Annotated in this window: 16 protein-coding genes; 4 read left to right on the top strand and 12 right to left on the bottom strand. The window is 60.0% G+C overall.

Features of this window, described 5'->3' with window-relative positions:
* Positions 1–58 precede the first annotated feature (58 nt).
* From trmD to rpsP, 3 genes are all read right to left on the bottom strand, one after another.
* Complete coding sequence (gene trmD / locus MPZ60_RS04795) at positions 59–838, bottom strand: tRNA (guanosine(37)-N1)-methyltransferase TrmD (protein ID WP_034356556.1); 780 nt, start codon at positions 836–838, stop codon at positions 59–61.
* 53 nt (positions 839–891) lie between these two features.
* Positions 892–1,461 carry a ribosome maturation factor RimM gene (gene rimM / locus MPZ60_RS04790; RefSeq protein WP_034356553.1) on the bottom strand — a complete coding sequence of 190 codons (570 nt, stop codon included), beginning with the start codon at positions 1,459–1,461 and terminating at the stop codon, positions 892–894.
* A 101-nt stretch (positions 1,462–1,562) separates the two neighbouring features.
* Positions 1,563–1,817 (bottom strand): 30S ribosomal protein S16, encoded by a 255-nt coding sequence (gene rpsP / locus MPZ60_RS04785; protein WP_003058210.1) that lies wholly within the window; start codon positions 1,815–1,817, stop codon positions 1,563–1,565.
* A 282-nt stretch (positions 1,818–2,099) separates the two neighbouring features.
* Between rpsP and MPZ60_RS04780 the strand changes: the two genes are divergently transcribed.
* Positions 2,100–2,585 carry an NINE protein gene (locus tag MPZ60_RS04780; protein WP_034356593.1) on the top strand — a complete coding sequence of 162 codons (486 nt, stop codon included), beginning with the start codon at positions 2,100–2,102 and terminating at the stop codon, positions 2,583–2,585.
* A gap of 219 nt (positions 2,586–2,804) precedes the next feature.
* Entirely contained in the window at positions 2,805–4,586 is a 1,782-nt protein-coding gene (locus tag MPZ60_RS04775; protein WP_034356550.1) for a bifunctional diguanylate cyclase/phosphodiesterase, read from the top strand.
* A gap of 106 nt (positions 4,587–4,692) precedes the next feature.
* Here the strand turns inward: MPZ60_RS04775 and MPZ60_RS04770 are convergent, their stop codons facing one another.
* From MPZ60_RS04770 to MPZ60_RS04740, 7 genes are all read right to left on the bottom strand, one after another.
* Entirely contained in the window at positions 4,693–5,703 is a 1,011-nt protein-coding gene (locus tag MPZ60_RS04770) for an inorganic phosphate transporter (RefSeq protein ID WP_003067849.1), read from the bottom strand.
* A gap of 19 nt (positions 5,704–5,722) precedes the next feature.
* On the bottom strand, positions 5,723–6,370 hold the full coding sequence (locus MPZ60_RS04765; protein WP_003067851.1) for a DUF47 domain-containing protein: 648 nt from the start codon (positions 6,368–6,370) through the stop codon (positions 5,723–5,725).
* Positions 6,371–6,872: 502 nt separating this feature from the next.
* On the bottom strand, positions 6,873–7,631 hold the full coding sequence (locus tag MPZ60_RS04760) for an ABC transporter ATP-binding protein (RefSeq protein ID WP_034356547.1): 759 nt from the start codon (positions 7,629–7,631) through the stop codon (positions 6,873–6,875).
* 2 nt (positions 7,632–7,633) lie between these two features.
* Positions 7,634–8,416: an ABC transporter ATP-binding protein gene (locus tag MPZ60_RS04755; protein WP_003067855.1), complete on the bottom strand. Its 783-nt coding sequence runs from the start codon at positions 8,414–8,416 to the stop codon at positions 7,634–7,636.
* A 30-nt stretch (positions 8,417–8,446) separates the two neighbouring features.
* Complete coding sequence (locus MPZ60_RS04750; protein WP_003067856.1) at positions 8,447–9,526, bottom strand: ABC transporter ATP-binding protein; 1,080 nt, start codon at positions 9,524–9,526, stop codon at positions 8,447–8,449.
* A 9-nt stretch (positions 9,527–9,535) separates the two neighbouring features.
* On the bottom strand, positions 9,536–10,465 hold the full coding sequence (locus tag MPZ60_RS04745) for a branched-chain amino acid ABC transporter permease (protein WP_034356542.1): 930 nt from the start codon (positions 10,463–10,465) through the stop codon (positions 9,536–9,538).
* A gap of 350 nt (positions 10,466–10,815) precedes the next feature.
* Positions 10,816–12,156: a replication-associated recombination protein A gene (locus MPZ60_RS04740; protein WP_034356539.1), complete on the bottom strand. Its 1,341-nt coding sequence runs from the start codon at positions 12,154–12,156 to the stop codon at positions 10,816–10,818.
* Positions 12,157–12,555: 399 nt separating this feature from the next.
* Here MPZ60_RS04740 and brnQ point away from each other — a divergent pair, with 399 nt between their 5' ends.
* A complete protein-coding gene (brnQ, locus tag MPZ60_RS04735) occupies positions 12,556–13,884 on the top strand; it encodes a branched-chain amino acid transport system II carrier protein (RefSeq protein ID WP_034356537.1) in 1,329 nt (442 codons plus the stop codon).
* Positions 13,885–14,010: 126 nt separating this feature from the next.
* Here brnQ and lolA read toward each other — a convergent pair whose 3' ends face one another.
* Positions 14,011–14,646 (bottom strand): outer membrane lipoprotein chaperone LolA, encoded by a 636-nt coding sequence (lolA, locus tag MPZ60_RS04730; protein ID WP_034356534.1) that lies wholly within the window; start codon positions 14,644–14,646, stop codon positions 14,011–14,013.
* A gap of 22 nt (positions 14,647–14,668) precedes the next feature.
* Complete coding sequence (locus MPZ60_RS04725; RefSeq protein ID WP_034356532.1) at positions 14,669–17,029, bottom strand: DNA translocase FtsK; 2,361 nt, start codon at positions 17,027–17,029, stop codon at positions 14,669–14,671.
* A 258-nt stretch (positions 17,030–17,287) separates the two neighbouring features.
* On the opposite strand from MPZ60_RS04725, the gene trxB reads away from it, so the two are divergent.
* A complete protein-coding gene (gene trxB, locus MPZ60_RS04720; protein ID WP_003067867.1) occupies positions 17,288–18,241 on the top strand; it encodes a thioredoxin-disulfide reductase in 954 nt (317 codons plus the stop codon).
* The last annotated feature ends 269 nt before the right edge of the window (positions 18,242–18,510 follow it).

The following is an 18,510-nucleotide window of genomic DNA, read 5'->3' as shown; positions in this document are numbered from 1 at the left end:
CGAAAGCTGTCCCGCTATTTCCTTGCAGCGGCCGGATAGAGGATCAAAGAACCTGCAATTATAGCTTGGACGCTGTTTTTGCCAAAAAACCCTCATCCTTGGCATTGAGCAGCCCCTGTTCGCGGGCCTGCTCTATCAATTCGGGCCTGTGCTCGGCCGTAATGCGCAAGCGCTGATCGCGACGCCAGCGCTCGATATTGGAGTGATGGCCGGAGAGCAGCGCGGCTGGCACCTCCTGGTCATTCCAGACTTCTGGGCGAGTGTAGTGGGGGCAGTCCAGCAAACCGTCAAGCGCAGGATTGAAGCTGTCCTGCTGAAAGCTGCCTTCATCGTTAAGCACACCGGGCTGCAGACGCGCCAAAGAGTCCAGCAGCACCATGGCTGCCAGCTCACCGCCCGAAAGTACAAAGTCACCCAGACTCAGTTGATGAGTGACATTTCTATCAATAAAACGCTGGTCAATGCCCTCATAGCGACCACAGAGCAGCACCGCCCCCCGGCTTTCGGCCCAATCGGCCACCACGACATGCTTGAGGGTCGCACCTATGGGCGAGAACAGCACCACAGGAGCAGGCTCTGCCTGTTCCTGAGCATCGACCTCGGCGCGTGCCGAGCGAATCGCTTCGAGGCAGCGCTGCAGCGGCTCGGCCATCATCACCATGCCGGGGCCTCCGCCAAATGGACGATCATCCACACGGCGGTAATTGCCTTCGGCCCAGTCACGCGGATTCCACAGATGCACTGCCACCTGACCCGAGCTGTAGGCACGGCGCGTCACCCCGCTCTCAAGAAATGGAGCGAACAGCTCAGGAAACAGCGTAATAATGTCGAAACGCATTGATATAAAAGCGATTTAAGCTACAAACCAAATAGCAAAAAAAGCATTCCAGTTCAATAATCGGGCTGCCAGTCGGCCACGATCTTCTTGCCGGCCAGATCCACCGAATCCACATAGGCATCGACAAAGGGTATCAGACGCTCCTGCTCCTTGCCGTCCTGTTCGTAGCCCAGCACCAGAACGGTCTGCGGGCCGGTGGCCATCAAGTCCTTGACCACCCCCAGGGCCACACCTTCGCGGTTGACCACGTTCAGCCCCATCAGATCCACCCAGTAGAACTCACCATCCTCGGTCTTGGGGAAATGCTCGCGCGCCACAAAGACGCGGGCACCGCGCAGAGCCTCGGCGGCGTTGCGGTCGGCGACTTCAAGCGAGGTTGCCACGATGGTGTCGGCATGGAAGCGGGCCTGCTTGACGGGCAGCACCACGGTACCCGTGAAATGCTTGGCACCTTTCTCGGCAGGCTGCAAAAACCAGTCCTTGGCGGCAAACAGGGCCTCTGGGGCGCTGCTGAAGGCATGCACCTTGAACCAGCCCTTGATTCCCCAGGCATCGGCAATGCGACCGACTTCAATGGCATCAGCAGGCAAGCTCGTGGCTTGAAGAACAGGCATGTGGCTCATGGGATCAGCAGAAAATGCAGAATTTCAATAAAAAACGGGTCCCGTCAGGCAAGCCAACGGAACCCGCTTTGGTAAAGGTGCCTAGAGAGCGACCGCCTAAATTAGGCAGCAACCTTCTTTGCAGCTTCCTTGATCAGGCGTTCAGCCGTATCGGAAGTTTGAGCACCAACGCTCTTCCAGTAGTTCACGCGGTCCAGAGCCAGACGCAGGCCTTCTTCGGCGCCACGAGCGCTAGGGTTGTAGAAACCCAGACGTTCGATGAAAGCACCGTCGCGACGCACGCGCTTGTCAGCTGCAACGATGTTGTAGAAAGGACGAGCCTTAGAGCCGCCGCGGGAGAGACGAATAACAACCATGATGTTTCCTTCGGGTGGTTACAGCCAGTGCCATCAAAAATTTGACCAGCTGCGCAGGTTTTCTTACAGCGTTTGAGACACGCGACATGACCACCCGGCCAGCGACACGCCGTAAAACCGGAAATTATATCGAGTTCTGTCAAATCTGCCTATAGCAGCGGCAAATGAGCATGGTCGGCACAGAGGACTTCCTGAAAATGAAGCGCAATTGCCCTGAGCCCCGTAATTGACGCGAAGGGAATAATGGACGGGTTCTTTCGTTTTCTGCCCGCGCACCAGACCATGAACCAACTTGTTCCCGCCACCACCCCGGCCCCTCGCCCCAAAAACAAGACGATTGCCTCCTGGCTGGCCTTGATCGGCGGACCACTGGGGCTGCATCGCTTCTACCTGCACGGCCTTGGGGACTGGCTGGGCTGGCTGTTGCCCATTCCCACTGCACTTGGCATCTACGGCATCGAGCGCGTGCAACAGTTGGGGCAGGACGACAGGCTGAGCTGGCTGCTGATCCCCCTGCTCGGCTTCACGATAGCAGGCTGCGCCCTGCGCGCCATCCTTTACGGCCTGATGGAGCAAGGAAACTGGAACCGGCTCTTCAATCCATGGATGGATGCCGACGCGCCTGCAGGGCGCACCCAATGGACCACGATTTTTGCCGTAAGCCTGTCCCTGATGCTGGGTGCCACCGTGCTGATGGCCAGCATCGCCTACAGCTTCCAGCACTACTTTGAATATCAGGTCGAAGAGGCGCGCAAGATTTCACAGTAGCTGCAGCTCTCCGAACCAGGGGGCTCCCACCCACTCCGAAGCGGCTTCGGCCTCGCCGCTTTTGTAAGCAAAAGTCTAATTTTTCACCTACTGGGCGCAAAGCAGCGCCTGCCGATTCCACAGAACTCACAATGCCCAACTGACGAACTTCTTGCAAAGACTGCATCCAAGCAGTTTTCGCACTACGACGGCTTTGCTGCACCAGTCCGAAGAGGTCTTATGTCTGCAACCAACGAAAAGTCTGCCAGATCCGAAGTGCATGGGCAAAATGCCTTTCCAGCTGCCACCAGCCTGGTGGGTGTGTACGGAGAACAGCTTTTCCGCATTCTTGAACAAACCAGCAGCGGCTATGTGTTGCTGGATGCTCAGAACCGGGCACAACGCTGGAATGATGGTTATCTGCAGATATTCCCCTGGCTGGCTTCCGCCCTCAAAGTAGGCATACCTCTGCAAGCCGCTCTGCAAGCTGCCGCAACAGCAGCCCCGGCCAACGCTGCACCGGCCCTGAACCATATCGCCGAAAGTCATCAAGCCCTGATTGCGCGCCAGCAAGCCAATGCCCAGTTTCAGCTGCCCAATGGACGCAAGCTCAATCTGTCGGCTCACGCCCTATCGGCCAATTACACCGTGCTCGCCTGCAAGGAACTGCTGCCTCATGGCAACGAGGCAGAAAGCCTTTCCTTCTTCGATGTGCTGACCAATCTGCCCAACCGGCGCCTGCTGCTGGACAGGCTGTCCCAAGCCATGATCCAGTCCGAGCGCACGGGCTGGCGCGGCGCATTGCTGACCATAGACATGGAGCCGGTGGCGGGCCCGGCCGCCAGCACGGGAGACAGCCAGTCCTGCCTGGCTCCGCACATCGCACAGCGCCTGCTCGGCTGCGTACGCTCCTGCGATACCGTGGCCAGACTGGATGCCGCGCACTTCGTCATCATGGTCTCGGATCTGTCCCCGGATATCGAAATGACCACGGTGCTGGTGGAACGTCTTGGAGAGCGTCTGCAGGAAAGCCTGAACGGCAGCTACCAGCTCGGCCACAAAAGCGTGATGCTGGAGGCCAATATAGGCGCCACCCTGTTCGGCCCGCACTCCCGCTCCGCCACCGAGTTGCTGCAGCAGGCAGAGGTCGCCATGTACCGTCTGCGCGATGAAGAGGCTCGCGGCCTGCACTTCTTCAGCCCCGAGCAGCAGGTTCCGGCCAACGACCGCAGCCGCCTGGAGCAGGATCTGCGGGAAGCCCTGCGCCTCGGCCAGTTCGAGCTGCATTACCAGGCCCAGTATTCCGCCAGCGGCGAAGTCAACGGCTTGGAGGCCCTGCTGCGCTGGCGTCATCCCAGGCGAGGTCTGGTACCCCCGAGCATCTTCCTGTCCGTGGCAGAGGAGACCGACATCATCGTTGCGCTTGGCCGCTGGAGCATTCAAGCCGCCTGTGAACAATTGGCCAGATGGAAAGCCGAGCCACAACTGGACAGGCTGCCCATCTGCGTCAACATCAGCGCCAAACAGCTTCGGCAAGCGGACCTGGCCGAGCAAGTGCAGAGCATTCTCAGCCAGACAGGGGCCGATCCTGCATTGCTGCTGTTGGAACTTTCCGCCCAGACCCTGAGTCCTCTGGATGCGGATAGCGCGAGCAGCCTCAAGCGCATCGGCGCCATGGGTGTGCGGCTGTCACTCGACGATTTTGGTGGCAGCTCCAATATGCAGGAAGCGCTGCAGCAGCTCCCCCTGAACCAGCTCAAGCTCTCGCATTCCCTGGTGCAGCGCCTGGGCCCCAACAATGCCGCCGAGGCCGCCGTACAGGCAGCCATCGCGCTGGCTGCACGCCATCAGATGACGATCGTCGGCGCAGGGGTGGAGACCCTGGAGCAGCGAGCCCTGCTGGCGCAGCATGGCTGCGAGCATTTCATGGGCTATCTGCTCAGCCCCCCAACTCCGGTCAGCCAGCTCAAATCCCTGATGCAGCGGCAGGCAATGCTCGGTCTGCAGGAGGCTGCAGCTTGACCTCCATGTTTCAGCCATGAAAAAAGGCTTCGCAACGCGAAGCCTTTTTTCCATTAAGCCCTTGATCGACAAGCAGTTACAGCTATCAATCAAGGAGTGCACAAACTCAATACAGTTGCAGGCTAACCCAGTAGGCAATGGATGCCACAAAGGCGCTGGCCGGAATCGTCAGAATCCATGCCCAGACGATATTGCCTGCAACGCCCCAGCGCACGGCACTCGCGCGCTGCGTGGAACCCACGCCCACGATGGCACCGGTAATGGTGTGCGTGGTCGAGACAGGAACGCCCAAGAAGGTGGCAAAGAACAGAGTCAGAGCACCACCGGATTCGGCACAGAAGCCACCGACGGGTTTGAGCTTGGTGATCTTCTGGCCCATGGTCTTGACGATGCGCCAGCCGCCAAACATGGTACCCAGGCCGATGGCCAGGTAGCAGCTGACGATGGTCCACATGGGAGGCTCGGCATCACCGGCATTGGCATATCCCGTGGCAATCAGCAGCAACCAGATGATACCGATGGTCTTTTGCGCATCGTTGCCGCCGTGACCCAGGCTGTAGGCACCGGCAGAAACCAATTGCAGACGTCGGAACCACTTGTCCACGCGATTGGGACTGGCACGGCGGAAAATCCAGGCCACCAGAACCATCATCAGCGAGCCCAGCAGAAAGCCCAGCACGGGAGAGACGAAGATGAAGGCCACCGTCTTCCAGATGCCGCTGGCGATCAGCGCACCTGCACCGGCCTTGGCAATCACCGCACCCACGATACCGCCAATCAGGGCATGCGAGGAGCTGCTGGGAATGCCGTAGATCCAGGTGATGACGTTCCAGGTGATGGCACCCACCAGAGCGCCGAACACGACATGGGTGTCAACAATGCCCGGCTGAACAATACCCTTGCCCACGGTTGCCGCCACACTGAGGTGGAAGACAAAAACCGCGACAACGTTGAAGAACGCGGCAAATGCCACGGCCTGAGTAGGCTTGAGAACCCCCGTGGAAACCACGGTGGCAATCGAATTGGCAGCGTCGTGAAAGCCGTTCATGAAATCGAACAGCAAGGCGAGCACCACCAGCAAAATCACAACCCAGAGGGCTGCCTGTACCGGCTCCATGATCGGGCTCCAGCGAGAATCAGGAATTCTCGAGGACGATGCCCTCGATCAGGTTCGCCACGTCTTCGCAGCGGTCCGTGATGGTTTCCAGCAGCTCATAGATGGCCTTGAGCTTGATCACCTCACGCACATCGGGCTCTTCACGGAACAGCTTGCTCATGGCCGCGCGCATCACGCGGTCGGCATCGCCTTCCAGGCGGTCGATCTCGTCGCAGGTCTTGCTCGCGGCGTCCACAATCGTGGGATCCGAGAGACGGTCCAGCAGCTTGACGGCATCACGCAGACGCTCACAGCAACGCACGCACAGATCGGTCAGACGTGTGATTTCGTCTGTCATGTGACGCACGTCATACAGGGCCATGGTCTCAGCCGAGTCCTGAATCAGGTCGGCCACGTCGTCCATGGTGTTGATCAGCGAGTGGATATGCTCGCGATCCAGGGGCGTGATGAAGGTCTTGTGCAGCAGCTTGGTGACATCATGGGTCACGCGATCGGCTGCGCGCTCGGCGTTGTCCACATCAGCGTTGTATTTTTCGCGCAGATGGGGATCGTTGTAATTTGCAACGAGTTGCGAGAAGGCATGAGCTGCTTCAACGATGCGGTCCGCATGTTGATTGAACATCTCGAAAAAATTGCCTTCGCGCGGCAATAGCTTGCCAAACAGCATGAATGCTCCTTACCGGGGAAAAGAAACCAGGCGACTCACTGCAAAAAAAAAGTGCATGGTTCCCGGCTTAAACGGGGCGGAGTTTACTCTTGAGTCATTGTGCGTTTCAGCGCGTCTTCAAGACACCCCTTCTGGCACCACGAAAAATAAAATACAAGCTCTTCGCCATGCTAGGCGCTGTCACAAAGCCAGTGATTCCTCCAGACAACACCGGAGAGCAGCAATCCGCCCACCCAACGCGCCGACTCCTTGAGCATGTCACTGAGCCACGCGAAAACGTTCCAAATACTTCTTTTTGTAATAAGCAAATTCTAGTCAATGACAAAAAAGAATTAAAAGGAACTAAAAAGAAATAAATAAAACAATCAAAGAGCCATGAAAAACGTCATTTTTTTGTCATTTTCTTGAATTTAAAGGGAATTAGGGTTCACCCTTGACTGCAGCAGAGCGTCACGGCGAGATAGCGCACTGCGATCGAAAGCGCCGGCAGTCTCGTCGGGGCTTACTCTCCCAGGTAAGCCGCACGCACGCGCGGATCGCTCAGCAAGGTCTGGCCCGGCCCCGTCATGGTGATGATGCCGGACTCCATGACATAGCCTCGATCGGCCAGCGCCAGCGCGCGACTGGCGTTCTGCTCCACCAGCACCATGGTCACGCCCAGCGCATAGACATCGCTGACCACCTCGAAGATCTTGTCCACCATGATGGGCGACAAACCCATGGACGGCTCGTCCAGCAGCAGCACCTTGGGCTGACTCATGAGCGCGCGGGCCATGGCCAGCATCTGCTGCTCGCCCCCGGACATGGTGCCTGCCAGCTGATCCTTGCGCTCCTTCAGGCGCGGAAAGATGCCGAACATGCGCTCGATATCCGTCTGTATGCCAGCCTTGTCCTTGCGCGTGTAGGCCCCCATGAGCAGGTTTTCGGTAATCGTCATGCGTGCGAACACGCCGCGCCCCTCGGGCACCATGACCAGGCCTTCGGCCACCAGATCCCAGGCGCCCTTGCCCTTGATGCTTTGGCCCAGATAGAGAATTTCGCCATCGGCAATCGGCAGACCCCGCGTGACAGCCTTCATGGTCGTGGTTTTGCCCGCACCGTTGGAGCCGATCAGCGACACCAGTTCACCCTGATGCACCTGAAAGTCCACGCCCTTGACAGCCTGAATACCGCCATAGCCCACCTTCAGGCCCTTCACCTGCAGCAATACCGGGGCCGTGGATTTGGAGGCCTGCGCCTGTTCCAGCACTTGATCCTGCATCTTCAATGGCCTCCCGTGCCCAGATAGGCTTCAATCACTTTTTCATTCTTCTGCACTTCGGCAGGCGTGCCTTCGGCAATCGGCTTGCCATAGTCCAGCACCGTCACGCGGTCGCACAGGCCCATGACCAGCTTCACATCATGCTCGATGAGCAGGATGGTGCGGTGGTCGTTGCGAATGCGGTCGATCAGCTCACGCAGTTGCAGCTTCTCGGTCGCGTTCATGCCGGCGGCCGGCTCATCCAGCGCAATCAGCTGCGGGTCCGTCGCCAGTGCACGGGCAATCTCCAGGCGGCGCTGGTCGCCATAGGACAAGGTGCGCGCCTTGAAGTCCGCATATTTGCCGATACCGACATAGTCGAGCAACTCACGGGAGCGGGCGCGAATCGCGGCCTCCTCGGCCTTGAAGCCCTTGGTGCGAAACACCGCCCCGAGCAGACCGGAATGCGTGCGCACATGACGTCCGACCATGACGTTCTCCAGTGCCGTCATCTCGGCAAACAGCCGGATGTTCTGGAAGGTCCGTGCAATGCCAGCCCTGGCCACCTTGTGCACCGCCGTCGGCTCATAGGGCTTTCCGGCCAACTCGAATTTGCCGGTGTCGGGCGTATAGAGGCCGGTGATCACGTTGAAAAATGTGGTCTTGCCTGCGCCATTGGGGCCGATCAGGCCATAGACCTGGCCTCTATCAATCTTCATGCTCACACCGGACAGTGCCTGCAAACCGCCAAAGCGCTTGGAGATGTCCGAGACATGAAGGACCGCTGAAGTCGTGCTCTCTGCCATATCAGTTCACATTCCTTGTCTGTGCAGTCATCAGGACTGACGGTCCAGGCTTTTGGCATGCTCGGGCGTGGGCCAGAGGCCGCGCGGACGCATCAGCATGATGACGATCATGGCCAGGGCAATCAGCAACTGGCGCAGGATGGACGCGTCAAGGCGTCCATCGGTCATCTGCTGCAGCGGCCCGGCCACATAGCGCAGCACCTCGGGCAAGGCCGAGAGCAGCACGGCCCCCAGAATCACGCCGGGAATATGTCCCAGGCCGCCGAGCACGACCATGGCCACAATCATCACGGACTCCATGAGGCTGAAGGACTCGGGCGATACAAAGCCCTGGAAGGCACCGAACATAGAACCTGCCACACCGCCGAACGAAGCGCCCATGCCGAAGGCCAGCAGCTTCATATTGCGTACATTGATACCCATGGCCTTGGCGGCGATTTCATCCTCGCGAATCGCCATCCAGGCGCGGCCTATGCGCGAATCCTGCAAGCGGTAGCAGATCACGATGGTGGCCAGCACCAGCACCAGAAACAGGTAGTAGTACAGCGTGACGGAAGCGATGTCGTAGCCGAAGATCTCATGACGCTTGGCCAGGTCGAAGCCGAAGATCTTGACCGAGTCGATTTGGCCAATGCCCTTGGGGCCGTTGGTGATGTTGACTGGCTGGTCCAGGTTGTTCAGGAAGATGCGGATGATCTCGCCGAAGCCCAGTGTCACGATGGCCAGGTAATCACCGCGCAGCCGCAGCACCGGCAGGCCCAACAGCACACCCGTACAGGCGGCCAGCAGCATTCCTAGCGGAATCACCAACCAGATCGAGGTGTGCAGTCCGTTGGGAAACATGGCGACAAAGCCTTCGAAGGTCTCGGCCAGATGCGGCGATGCCATGAGCGCAAACATATAGGCGCCCACGGCATAGAAGGCCACGTAGCCCAGATCCAGCAGGCCTGCGTAGCCGACCACGATGTTCAGGCCCAGCGCCAGCATCACGTAGAGCAGAGCCAGATCGGCGATGCGCACCCAGGCGTTGCCGAAATACTGCAGGATCAGCGGCAGCACCAGCAGGCCTATGCCGCCCAGAATCCAGTGGAGCGTCTTGTTGTTCTTCATGGGCACTCCTCAGGCACGGTCCGCCACACGCTCACCCAGCAGGCCCGAAGGGCGCAGCGTCAGGATGATGATGAGCACGATGAAGGCAAAGATGTCGGTGTACTGGCTGCCCAGCACGCCCCCCGTCAGGTCACCGATATAGCCGGACCCGATGGACTCGATCAGCCCCAGCAGCAGGCCTCCCACCACGGCCCCGGCCAGATTGCCGATGCCGCCGAAAACGGCGGCCGTGAAGGCCTTGAGACCCGGCAGAAAGCCCATGGTGTGATGGGCCGTGCCATAGTTGGAGGCGTACATGATGCCGGCAATCGCGGCCAGCACGGCACCGATGATGAAGGTGGCGGAAATCACCATGTCGGGCTTGACGCCCATCAGCGCCGCCACACGCGGATTCTCTGCCGTGGCCCGCATGGCGCGCCCCAGCCTGGTGTAGTTGACCAGATACATCAGCGTGGCAAGTGCAATCGCCGTGACCACCAGCACCAGAATCTGCGTGGGCGTGATCACCGCCGTGCCGATTTCATAGGGGGTGGACGACAGCAGCGTGGGATAAGCCTTGTAATTGGGTTTCCAGATGATCATGGCCAGGGTCTGCAGCAGGATGGAGACACCGATGGCCGTGATCAGCGGCGCCAGACGCGGGCTGTTGCGCAGCGGCCGGTAGGCCACCTTCTCGATCACGAAGTTCAGCGATGCGGCCACCACGCAGGCGATGATGGCGGCTATCAAAAGAATGAGCCAGCCCGGCAGATAGGGCATGGCCTCTTGCATCAGGCCGATGCAGCTCCAACTGGTCAAAGCCCCCACCATCAGCACCTCGCCATGCGCGAAGTTGATCAGCTGAATGATGCCGTACACCATGGTGTAGCCCAGGGCTATCAAGGCGTACATGCTGCCTAACACCAGACCATTGATGATCTGCTGCAGCAAGATATCCATAAGCGCGCTCCCCTTCCCTCGATCCAAGACGGAGACACTGCGAGCCTCTCATCCCGAACGACGGAGCCAGCGATGCCATGGTTCCCCTTCTGCAGTCCGCCGCTTTGTGGGCCGCTTGTCGCAAAAGAGTGAATCGATTCTAGGGAGCTGTTTTCAGGACTCAGGGCCGGGGTTTCCCGTGCGCAGGCTCAAAATGCTGCAACGCAACAATTTCATCGGCAATGCAAGTCCAATAAATACAGGCACTTAGTCATGTGCTGCCACTCAATCTAGCGAAAAACCCTGGAAACACCGCAAAAAATGCAGCATTCAACTAGTGCCAGTCTTGCAACACCTGGGCAACTCGCTCTTTACAAGCCTGCCGGCTCGTCATCTTCCGCACGAGCGGCGTCGTTGAGCGCCTTGAGCTCCGCCAGTTTCTGGCCGATCTTGATTTCCAGCCCGCGCGCCACGGGTTGGTAGAAGCCCGGATCTTCCATTCCTTCAGGCAGATAGCGCTCGCCCGCCGCAAAGCCGCCCTCCTCGCTGTGGGCATAGCGGTAGTCCCTCCCATAGTCCAGCTGCTTCATCAGCTTGGTAGGTGCATTGCGCAGATGCAGCGGCACAGGCCTTGTAGTGTCTCCCTTCACAAAGGCCTTGGCCTTGTTGTAGGCCATGTAACCGGCATTGCTCTTGGGCGCGACGGCCAGGTAGATCACTGCCTGAGCCAGGGCCAATTCGCCCTCGGGGCTGCCCAGACGCTCATAAGTCGCAGCAGCATCGTTGCACATCTGCATGGCACGCGGGTCGGCAAGTCCTATGTCTTCCCATGCCATGCGCACGATGCGGCGCGCCAGATAGCGCGGGTCGGCACCGCCATCCAGCATGCGGCAAAACCAGTAAAGCGCCGCATCGGGGTCCGAGCCGCGCACGGATTTGTGCAGGGCGCTGATGGTGTCGTAGAACTGCTCGCCGCCCTTGTCATAGCGGCGCATGCGCTCGCCCAGCACCTTGAGCAGCCAGGCATCGGTGATGCTCTGCACCCCGGCTTGCTCGGCCGTGATGGACAGGGTCTCCAGCGTGTTCAGCAAGCGCCGTGCATCGCCGTCGGCATAAGCAATCAGGCGCTCCAGCGCTTCGTCCTCGATCGCAGGAATCGCCTGGATGGCCTGGGCCTTGGCCACAATCTGCTTCAAGTCGTCCGGAGTCAGGCTTTGCAGCACATAGACCGCCGCCCGCGAAAGCAGGGCCGAGTTGACCTCGAACGAGGGGTTTTCCGTGGTCGCTCCGATGAAGGTGAATAGCCCGCTTTCCACATGGGGCAAGAAAGCGTCCTGCTGGCTTTTGTTGAAGCGGTGCACCTCATCCACAAACACGATGGTGCGCTGCTGCAGCAGTCCGCTCTGGGCGGCCTGCGCCTGCTCCACGGCCTCGCGGATGTCCTTGACGCCGCCCAGCACGGCGCTGATGGAGATGAACTGCGCATCAAAGGCATCGGCCATCAGGCGCGCAATCGTGGTCTTGCCCACCCCCGGCGGGCCCCAGAGTATGCAGCTATGCGGGCGACCCGACTCGAAGGCCAGGCGCAACGGCATGCCCTCTCCCAACACATGTTGCTGGCCGATGACTTCGGCCAGAGTGTGCGGCCGCAGGCGCTCGGCCAGGGGCTGATGAGGAATGGCTGAAGATGAGGAGTTGTTGTGCGTAACCATGACCCCTCAAGTATCCAACTCTCCGGCCAGTTGCGCATCCAAATGGGTTGGGGCTGTTTGCACACCGAAGGCAGTCAATACTTATCCACCTTAACCCTTGCATCCTTATCAGAATTTTTCATAAGAGAAAATAGCGTTTCAACGGATTCAATCTCTCCATTAACGAGGCCACCCCTCGCCCCATGGAGGTACTGCCCCCATCCGGCCTGCCAAAAACCAGGCCAGCCAGGCCTGGCAGCGCGCTTAGATTCATTACGGGCCGCCTCATCTGCGCCGCGCAATGCCTGTGCCTGATAGGGCTACCGCCATCAGCCAGAAATCAATCGAAAGCATCCGCAACTTTCCTTGGCTCCACACTGCTACAGGGCGTGCCAACGCTGCACGTCTGAGTCTACGCGTATGAAAAAACTCAAGACCTGGGACATTTTTGCCCTCGGTTTCATGACCTTTGCCCTGTTCCTCGGGGCCGGCAACATCATCTTTCCTCCCATGGTGGGCCTGGCAGCCGGTGAAAACCTGCTCGGCGCTTCAACTGGCTTTCTGCTGACGGGTGTCGGTCTGCCCCTTCTCGGCGTAGTCGCTCTCGCACGCGTGGGTGGAGGTCTGGACACCTTGACCAGCCCCATAGGCCGCATTGCCGGCCTGGTGCTGGCCGTGGCCATCTATCTGACCATCGGCCCTCTGTTTGCGACGCCGCGCACGGCCACCGTATCCTTCGAGATGGGTCTGGCTCCCTTTGTCGGCAACACATCTGCCATGCTGCTGGCCTTCACCATCGCTTACTTTGTGGCGGTGGCGCTGCTGTCGCTGTTCCCCGGCAAGCTCATGGACAACGTGGGCAAGATCATCACGCCCGTGCTTATTCTGGCGCTTGCCGTGCTCGGCGGCTCCGCCGTGCTGGCCCCTGTGGATGGATACAGTCTCAGCACCGAGGCCTATGCCACGCAGGCGGCCGCCTTTTCTGAAGGCTTTCTACAGGGCTATCAGACCATGGACGCCCTGGCCTCGCTGATCTTCGGCATCGTCATCGTCAACGCGATCAAGGCTGCCGGCGTGAGCGACAGCAAGCTGCACACGCGCTACTGCATCTACGCCGGCATCATTGCCGCGACCTGCCTGGGCCTGGTCTATGTCTCGCTGATGTATCTGGGCGCCACCAACAGCCAACTGGCTGCCAACGCCACCACCGGTGTGCAGATTCTCACAGCCTTTGTACAGCAAACCTTTGGCCCCGCAGGCCTGTGGCTGCTCGCCATCGTCATCATGCTGGCCTGCCTGACCACCGGCGTGGGCCTGATCACAGCCTGCAGCAGCTTCTTCAGTGAGCTGACTGGCATCTCCTACCGCACCATGGTCATCGGCCTGTCGGTCTTCAGTGCAGCCGTAGCCAACCAGGGCCTGGCCCAGCTGATCGCAGTGGCCGTGCCCGTGCTTGTGGGGCTGTATCCCGTGGCTATCGCCCTGATCGCCCTGAGCCTGCTGCATCGCTGGAATCAACCACCGCGCGTCTACATCCCCGCAATGGGCACCGCCCTGGTCTTCGGCCTGTTTGACGCTGCCAAGGCTGCCAAGCTTGATGCACTGGTGCCCGCCTGGCTGGACAAGCTGCCCGGCGCCGCCCTGGGCATGGGCTGGGTCGCCCCTGTGGTCGGCGTGCTGGTGATTGCAGGCCTGCTGGACTTCGCCATCGGCAACAAGCAAAGTGCCGCAAACGCCACGCGCGCCTGATCACAACAATCCCCACCAAAGCGCAGCTGGCTGCGCTCCACTCACAAGGGCTCAAACCCGATTCCTGCATAAAAAAGGCCTGCGGACACAATCCTCAGGCCTTTTTGCTGATGCGCGCCGCGATCTTTACTGCTTGAGCACATCGGCCCCCTTGGGCACCGTGAAGTGGAAGGTCGATGCCGGCAGCGAAGCCTGGGTTTGCAGGCCCTTGAACTGCATCAGCGAGCGCTGGCCAAAGCTGTCCTCGATATCCAGCGCAGCCAGCTTGCCTTCGGGTGTGAAGCCTATGCGCACGCTCTTGAGCTGACCGCCTTTCTGCCTGGGTCTGGCCAGCACCCATTCCAGGCCATCGGCGTCAGGCTGGTTGCCCAGCTCGAAATCGGCCTTCAAGGCCTTGAGGTCGGTGGCCGATGTCAGGATGGCCGCTGGCGTGCTGCCCAGCACCTGGGCCTGGGCACGCTCCGTCACCTGATTCAGGTCGGCGTCGTACAGCCACAGCGTCTTGCCGTCGGCCACGATGAGCTGCTCAAAAGGCTTGGTGTAGTTGAAACGGAACTTGCCGGGGCGCTGGAATTCGAAGCTGCCGCTAGACACCTTGGTACGTGCCTCCTGCCCGGACTTGGGTGGCGAGGTCACGGACTGGGTGAAGTCGGCCTTGCCCGCCTGGGCATTCTTCATGAAGGACTCAAGGCTTTTCAGACCATCAGCCATTGCAGCACTTGCACTGCCAGCTATCAAAATTGCAGTCAAAAGACGTTTCATGACTCTCTCTCTTGTGCGTGGCTCACTCACTGCGGGCCGGAACTAGAACATCGCGCTGCCCACTGGATGTGAGCGAGCTGACCAGGCCGGCCTTTTCCATTTGCTCGAGCAGATTAGCCGAGCGGTTGTAGCCGATACGCAGTTTGCGCTGAACGTAGGAAATGCTGGCCTTGCGGTCTTTCAGCACGATTTCTACCGCCTGATCGTAGAGCTCGTCCTTTTCGCCGCCGCCTTCGCCATCGTCATCACCACCCTCGCCATCGACAGAGCCGCCTTCCAGGATGCCTTCGATGTAGTCCGGCTCCCCCTGCTCCTTGAGATAGCTGACCACACGATGCACCTCGTCGTCGGAGACAAAAGCGCCATGCACACGGATCGGCAGGCCGGTACCGCTGGCCATGTACAGCATGTCGCCCATGCCCAGCAGGGTCTCGGCCCCCATCTGATCCAGCACGGTGCGGCTGTCGATCTTGCTGGAGACCTGGAAGGCAATACGCGTCGGAATATTGGCCTTGATCAGGCCGGTGATCACGTCCACGCTGGGGCGCTGGGTTGCGAGGATCAGATGAATGCCGGCCGCACGCGCCTTTTGCGCAAGGCGGGCGATGAGCTCTTCGATCTTCTTGCCCACCACCATCATCAGATCGGCCAGCTCGTCGATCACGATGACGACGTGCGGCAGGCGCTGCAGCGGCTCGGGCTCCTCGGGCGTCAGGCTGAAGGGGTTGGGAATCGACTCCTCGCGCGCCTTGGCCTCATCGATCTTGCTGTTGTAGCCGGCCAGATTGCGCACACCGAGCTTGCTCATGAGCTTGTAGCGGCGCTCCATCTCGGCCACGCACCAGTTCAGACCGTTGGCCGCCTGCTTCATGTCGGTGACCACAGGGCACAGCAGATGGGGAATGCCTTCATAGACCGACATTTCCAGCATCTTGGGATCGATCATGAGCAGACGCACATCGCGCGCCTCTGCCTTGTAGAGCAGAGACAGAATCATGGCGTTGATACCCACGGACTTGCCCGAGCCGGTCGTGCCGGCCACCAGCACGTGGGGCATCTTGGCCAGATCGGCCACCACGGGGTTGCCCACGATGTCCTTGCCCAGCCCCATGGTCAGCAGGCTCTTGGCGTCGTGGTAGACCTGCGAGCCCAGCACTTCGGACAAACGGATCGACTGGCGCTTGGCATTGGGCAGCTCGAGCGCCATGAAGTTCTTGCCGGGAATGGTCTCTATCACGCGAATCGAGACCAGGGACAGCGAACGCGCCAGGTCCTTGGCCAGATTGACGATCTGCGAGCCCTTGACGCCCGTGGCAGGTTCAATCTCATAGCGAGTGATCACAGGACCGGGCATGGCCGCAACCACCCGCACTTCCACGCCAAAGTCCTTGAGGCGCTTTTCAATCAGCCGGCTGGTCATCTCCAGCGTCTCGGCAGACACCAGTTCCTGGCGCTGCTGGGCCTGGTCCAGCAGATCCACCTGCGGCAGCTTGCTGTCCGGATGATCGGTGAACAGCGGCTTCTGGCGTTCCTTCACCACCCGTGCGCTGGGCTGGCTAGCCTCCTGCAGCACGGGTTCGATGATCTGCACAGGCTGATGCACCGGTGCAGCAATCGCACCTTCTGTGCGGTCAAACACCACTTCCTCGCGTTCTCGGGCTGCTCTCTTGCCGACAGAGACATCCTTGGCAATTTCACGACGCTCGCGGCCAAACTGCACCATGCCGTCCAGGCGCGCGCCCAGGCCTTCGGCCAGCTTGCCCCAGGAAAAGCCGAACACCATGGCTGCGCCCAGCACGAACAGGCAGATGCCGATCAGGCCCGAGCCGGCAAAGCCCAGCCATTTGAGGGCGTTGAAGCCCATCATGTAACCAAACACGCCGCCAGCGGGGCCCGGCAGCAGGTTCTCGAAACGGTACAGACGCGTCCATTCCAGCGCGCAGCTGGCAATCATCAGAATGGCCAGACCGCCCCAGAACAGAAAGCGGCGGCGCCACAGCGGCATCAGCGCCAGAGGGCTGCCGTCCTTGTTCACCCCGCCACGCATCCAGCGCACCAGCGATGTCACCCAGGTCTGCACGGCGGCCAGCACCAGCCACCAGATGGACATGCCGAAGCCGAAGTAGCAGGCATCGGCCAGCCAGGCACCCACACGGCCCATCCAGTTGTGCACAAACGGCTTTTGCCCGGCGCCCGAAGTGGACCAGGCTGCGTCTTGCGGCGAGTAGGTGAACATGGCCATGAGCCAGAACACCAGCGCCAGCAGGCCGATCAACAGCAAAACCTCCTGGCTGAAGCGAATCACTCCATAGCGCGGAGTCGCAGCGCGGGATTTTGATTTGCTGGAAGAAGACGCGTTCGAAGCGTTCAATGTGTATGTCATACGCAGGCGCAAGCTTACCTTAGGCCCTTATCCAAGCGGTGCATTCGGCCAAGACGATCGCTCAGCGTAATGCAAGCACATGCAACAAAACTGCCATACGGCAGCCGGATTCGCTTCATCACTATCATTTTTAACAATTCCGGTGATTAAAAACAGCTGCACGCGCAGACCTTGATCCGGAGCGATACTCCCACATCTTCCCAATGTTTTCATGACCGCGCGCCGGCTGTCGGCCTGCTTTTTTCAGAGTTCCGCTCCATGTCCTCTACCAAACACGCACAAGTTCTCATCCTCGGCTCCGGCCCTGCCGGCTATACCGCAGCCGTATACGCGGCCCGTGCCAATCTCAAGCCCCTGCTGATTACCGGCATGGCCCAGGGCGGCCAGTTGATGACCACCACCGAAGTGGACAACTGGCCTGCCGACGTCATGGGCGTGCAGGGCCCCGAGTTGATGCAGCGTTTTCAGGAACATGCCGAGCGCTTCAAGACCGAAATCGTTTTCGACCACATCAACCAGGTTGACCTCTCCAAGCGCCCCTTCACCCTGACCGGCGACAGCGGCGTCTATACCTGCGACTCGCTGATCATCGCCACCGGCGCATCGGCCAAGTACCTGGGCCTGCCCTCCGAAGAAGCCTTCATGGGTCGCGGCGTGTCCGCTTGCGCCACCTGCGACGGTTTTTTCTATCGCGAGCAGCCCGTCTGCGTGATCGGCGGCGGCAACACGGCCGTAGAAGAAGCTCTCTACCTGTCCAACATTGCCAGCAAGGTCACCCTCGTGCACCGCCGCGACAAGTTCAAGGCCGAGCCCATCCTCGTGGACAAGCTGATGGAAAAGGTCGAGGAAGGCAAGATCGAGCTCAAGACCCATTTCACACTGGACGAAGTGCTGGGTGACCAGAGTGGCGTGACCGGCATCCGCATCAAGAGCACGCAGGACGGCCACACCGAAGAGGTCAAGCTGCAAGGCGCTTTCATCGCCATCGGCCACCACCCCAACACCGACATCTTCCAGGGTCAGCTGGAGCTGGAAAACGGCTACATCATCACCCAGGGAGGTCTCAAGGGCTTTGCCACCCAGACCAGCGTGCCCGGCGTATTCGCCGCCGGCGACTGCCAGGATCATGTCTACCGCCAGGCCATCACCAGCGCCGGTACCGGCTGCATGGCGGCCCTGGACGCCCAGCGCTTCCTGGAACAGGAATCCTGATGACGCCAAGGCGCTTCGGCGTTTGAGCGGTTGTTAGCGCATATTCGGCGCAAAAGCCCTTGGGTTTGGCCAGTTTTGGCCGGCACCAGGGGCTTTTTTGCGAAAACGCTATAATCGCAGACTTTGCTGAATTCCAGGTTCGCGCTTTACCGTGCTTCGGGACTTCCGCAATCGGGCTACCGCCACCCATTACAAACTGGCGAGGTGAGGTTGTCGGCACCTCCTGCTTCTGCAGGATTCCAGAGCCGGCGGCCGATTCAACTATCGGA

The organism is Comamonas sp. 7D-2, assembly GCF_022749555.1.
GTDB lineage: Bacteria > Pseudomonadota > Gammaproteobacteria > Burkholderiales > Burkholderiaceae_C > Comamonas > Comamonas thiooxydans.
Note: the sequence above shows the minus strand (reverse complement) of the source record. Positions and strands in the feature narration are given on the sequence as shown.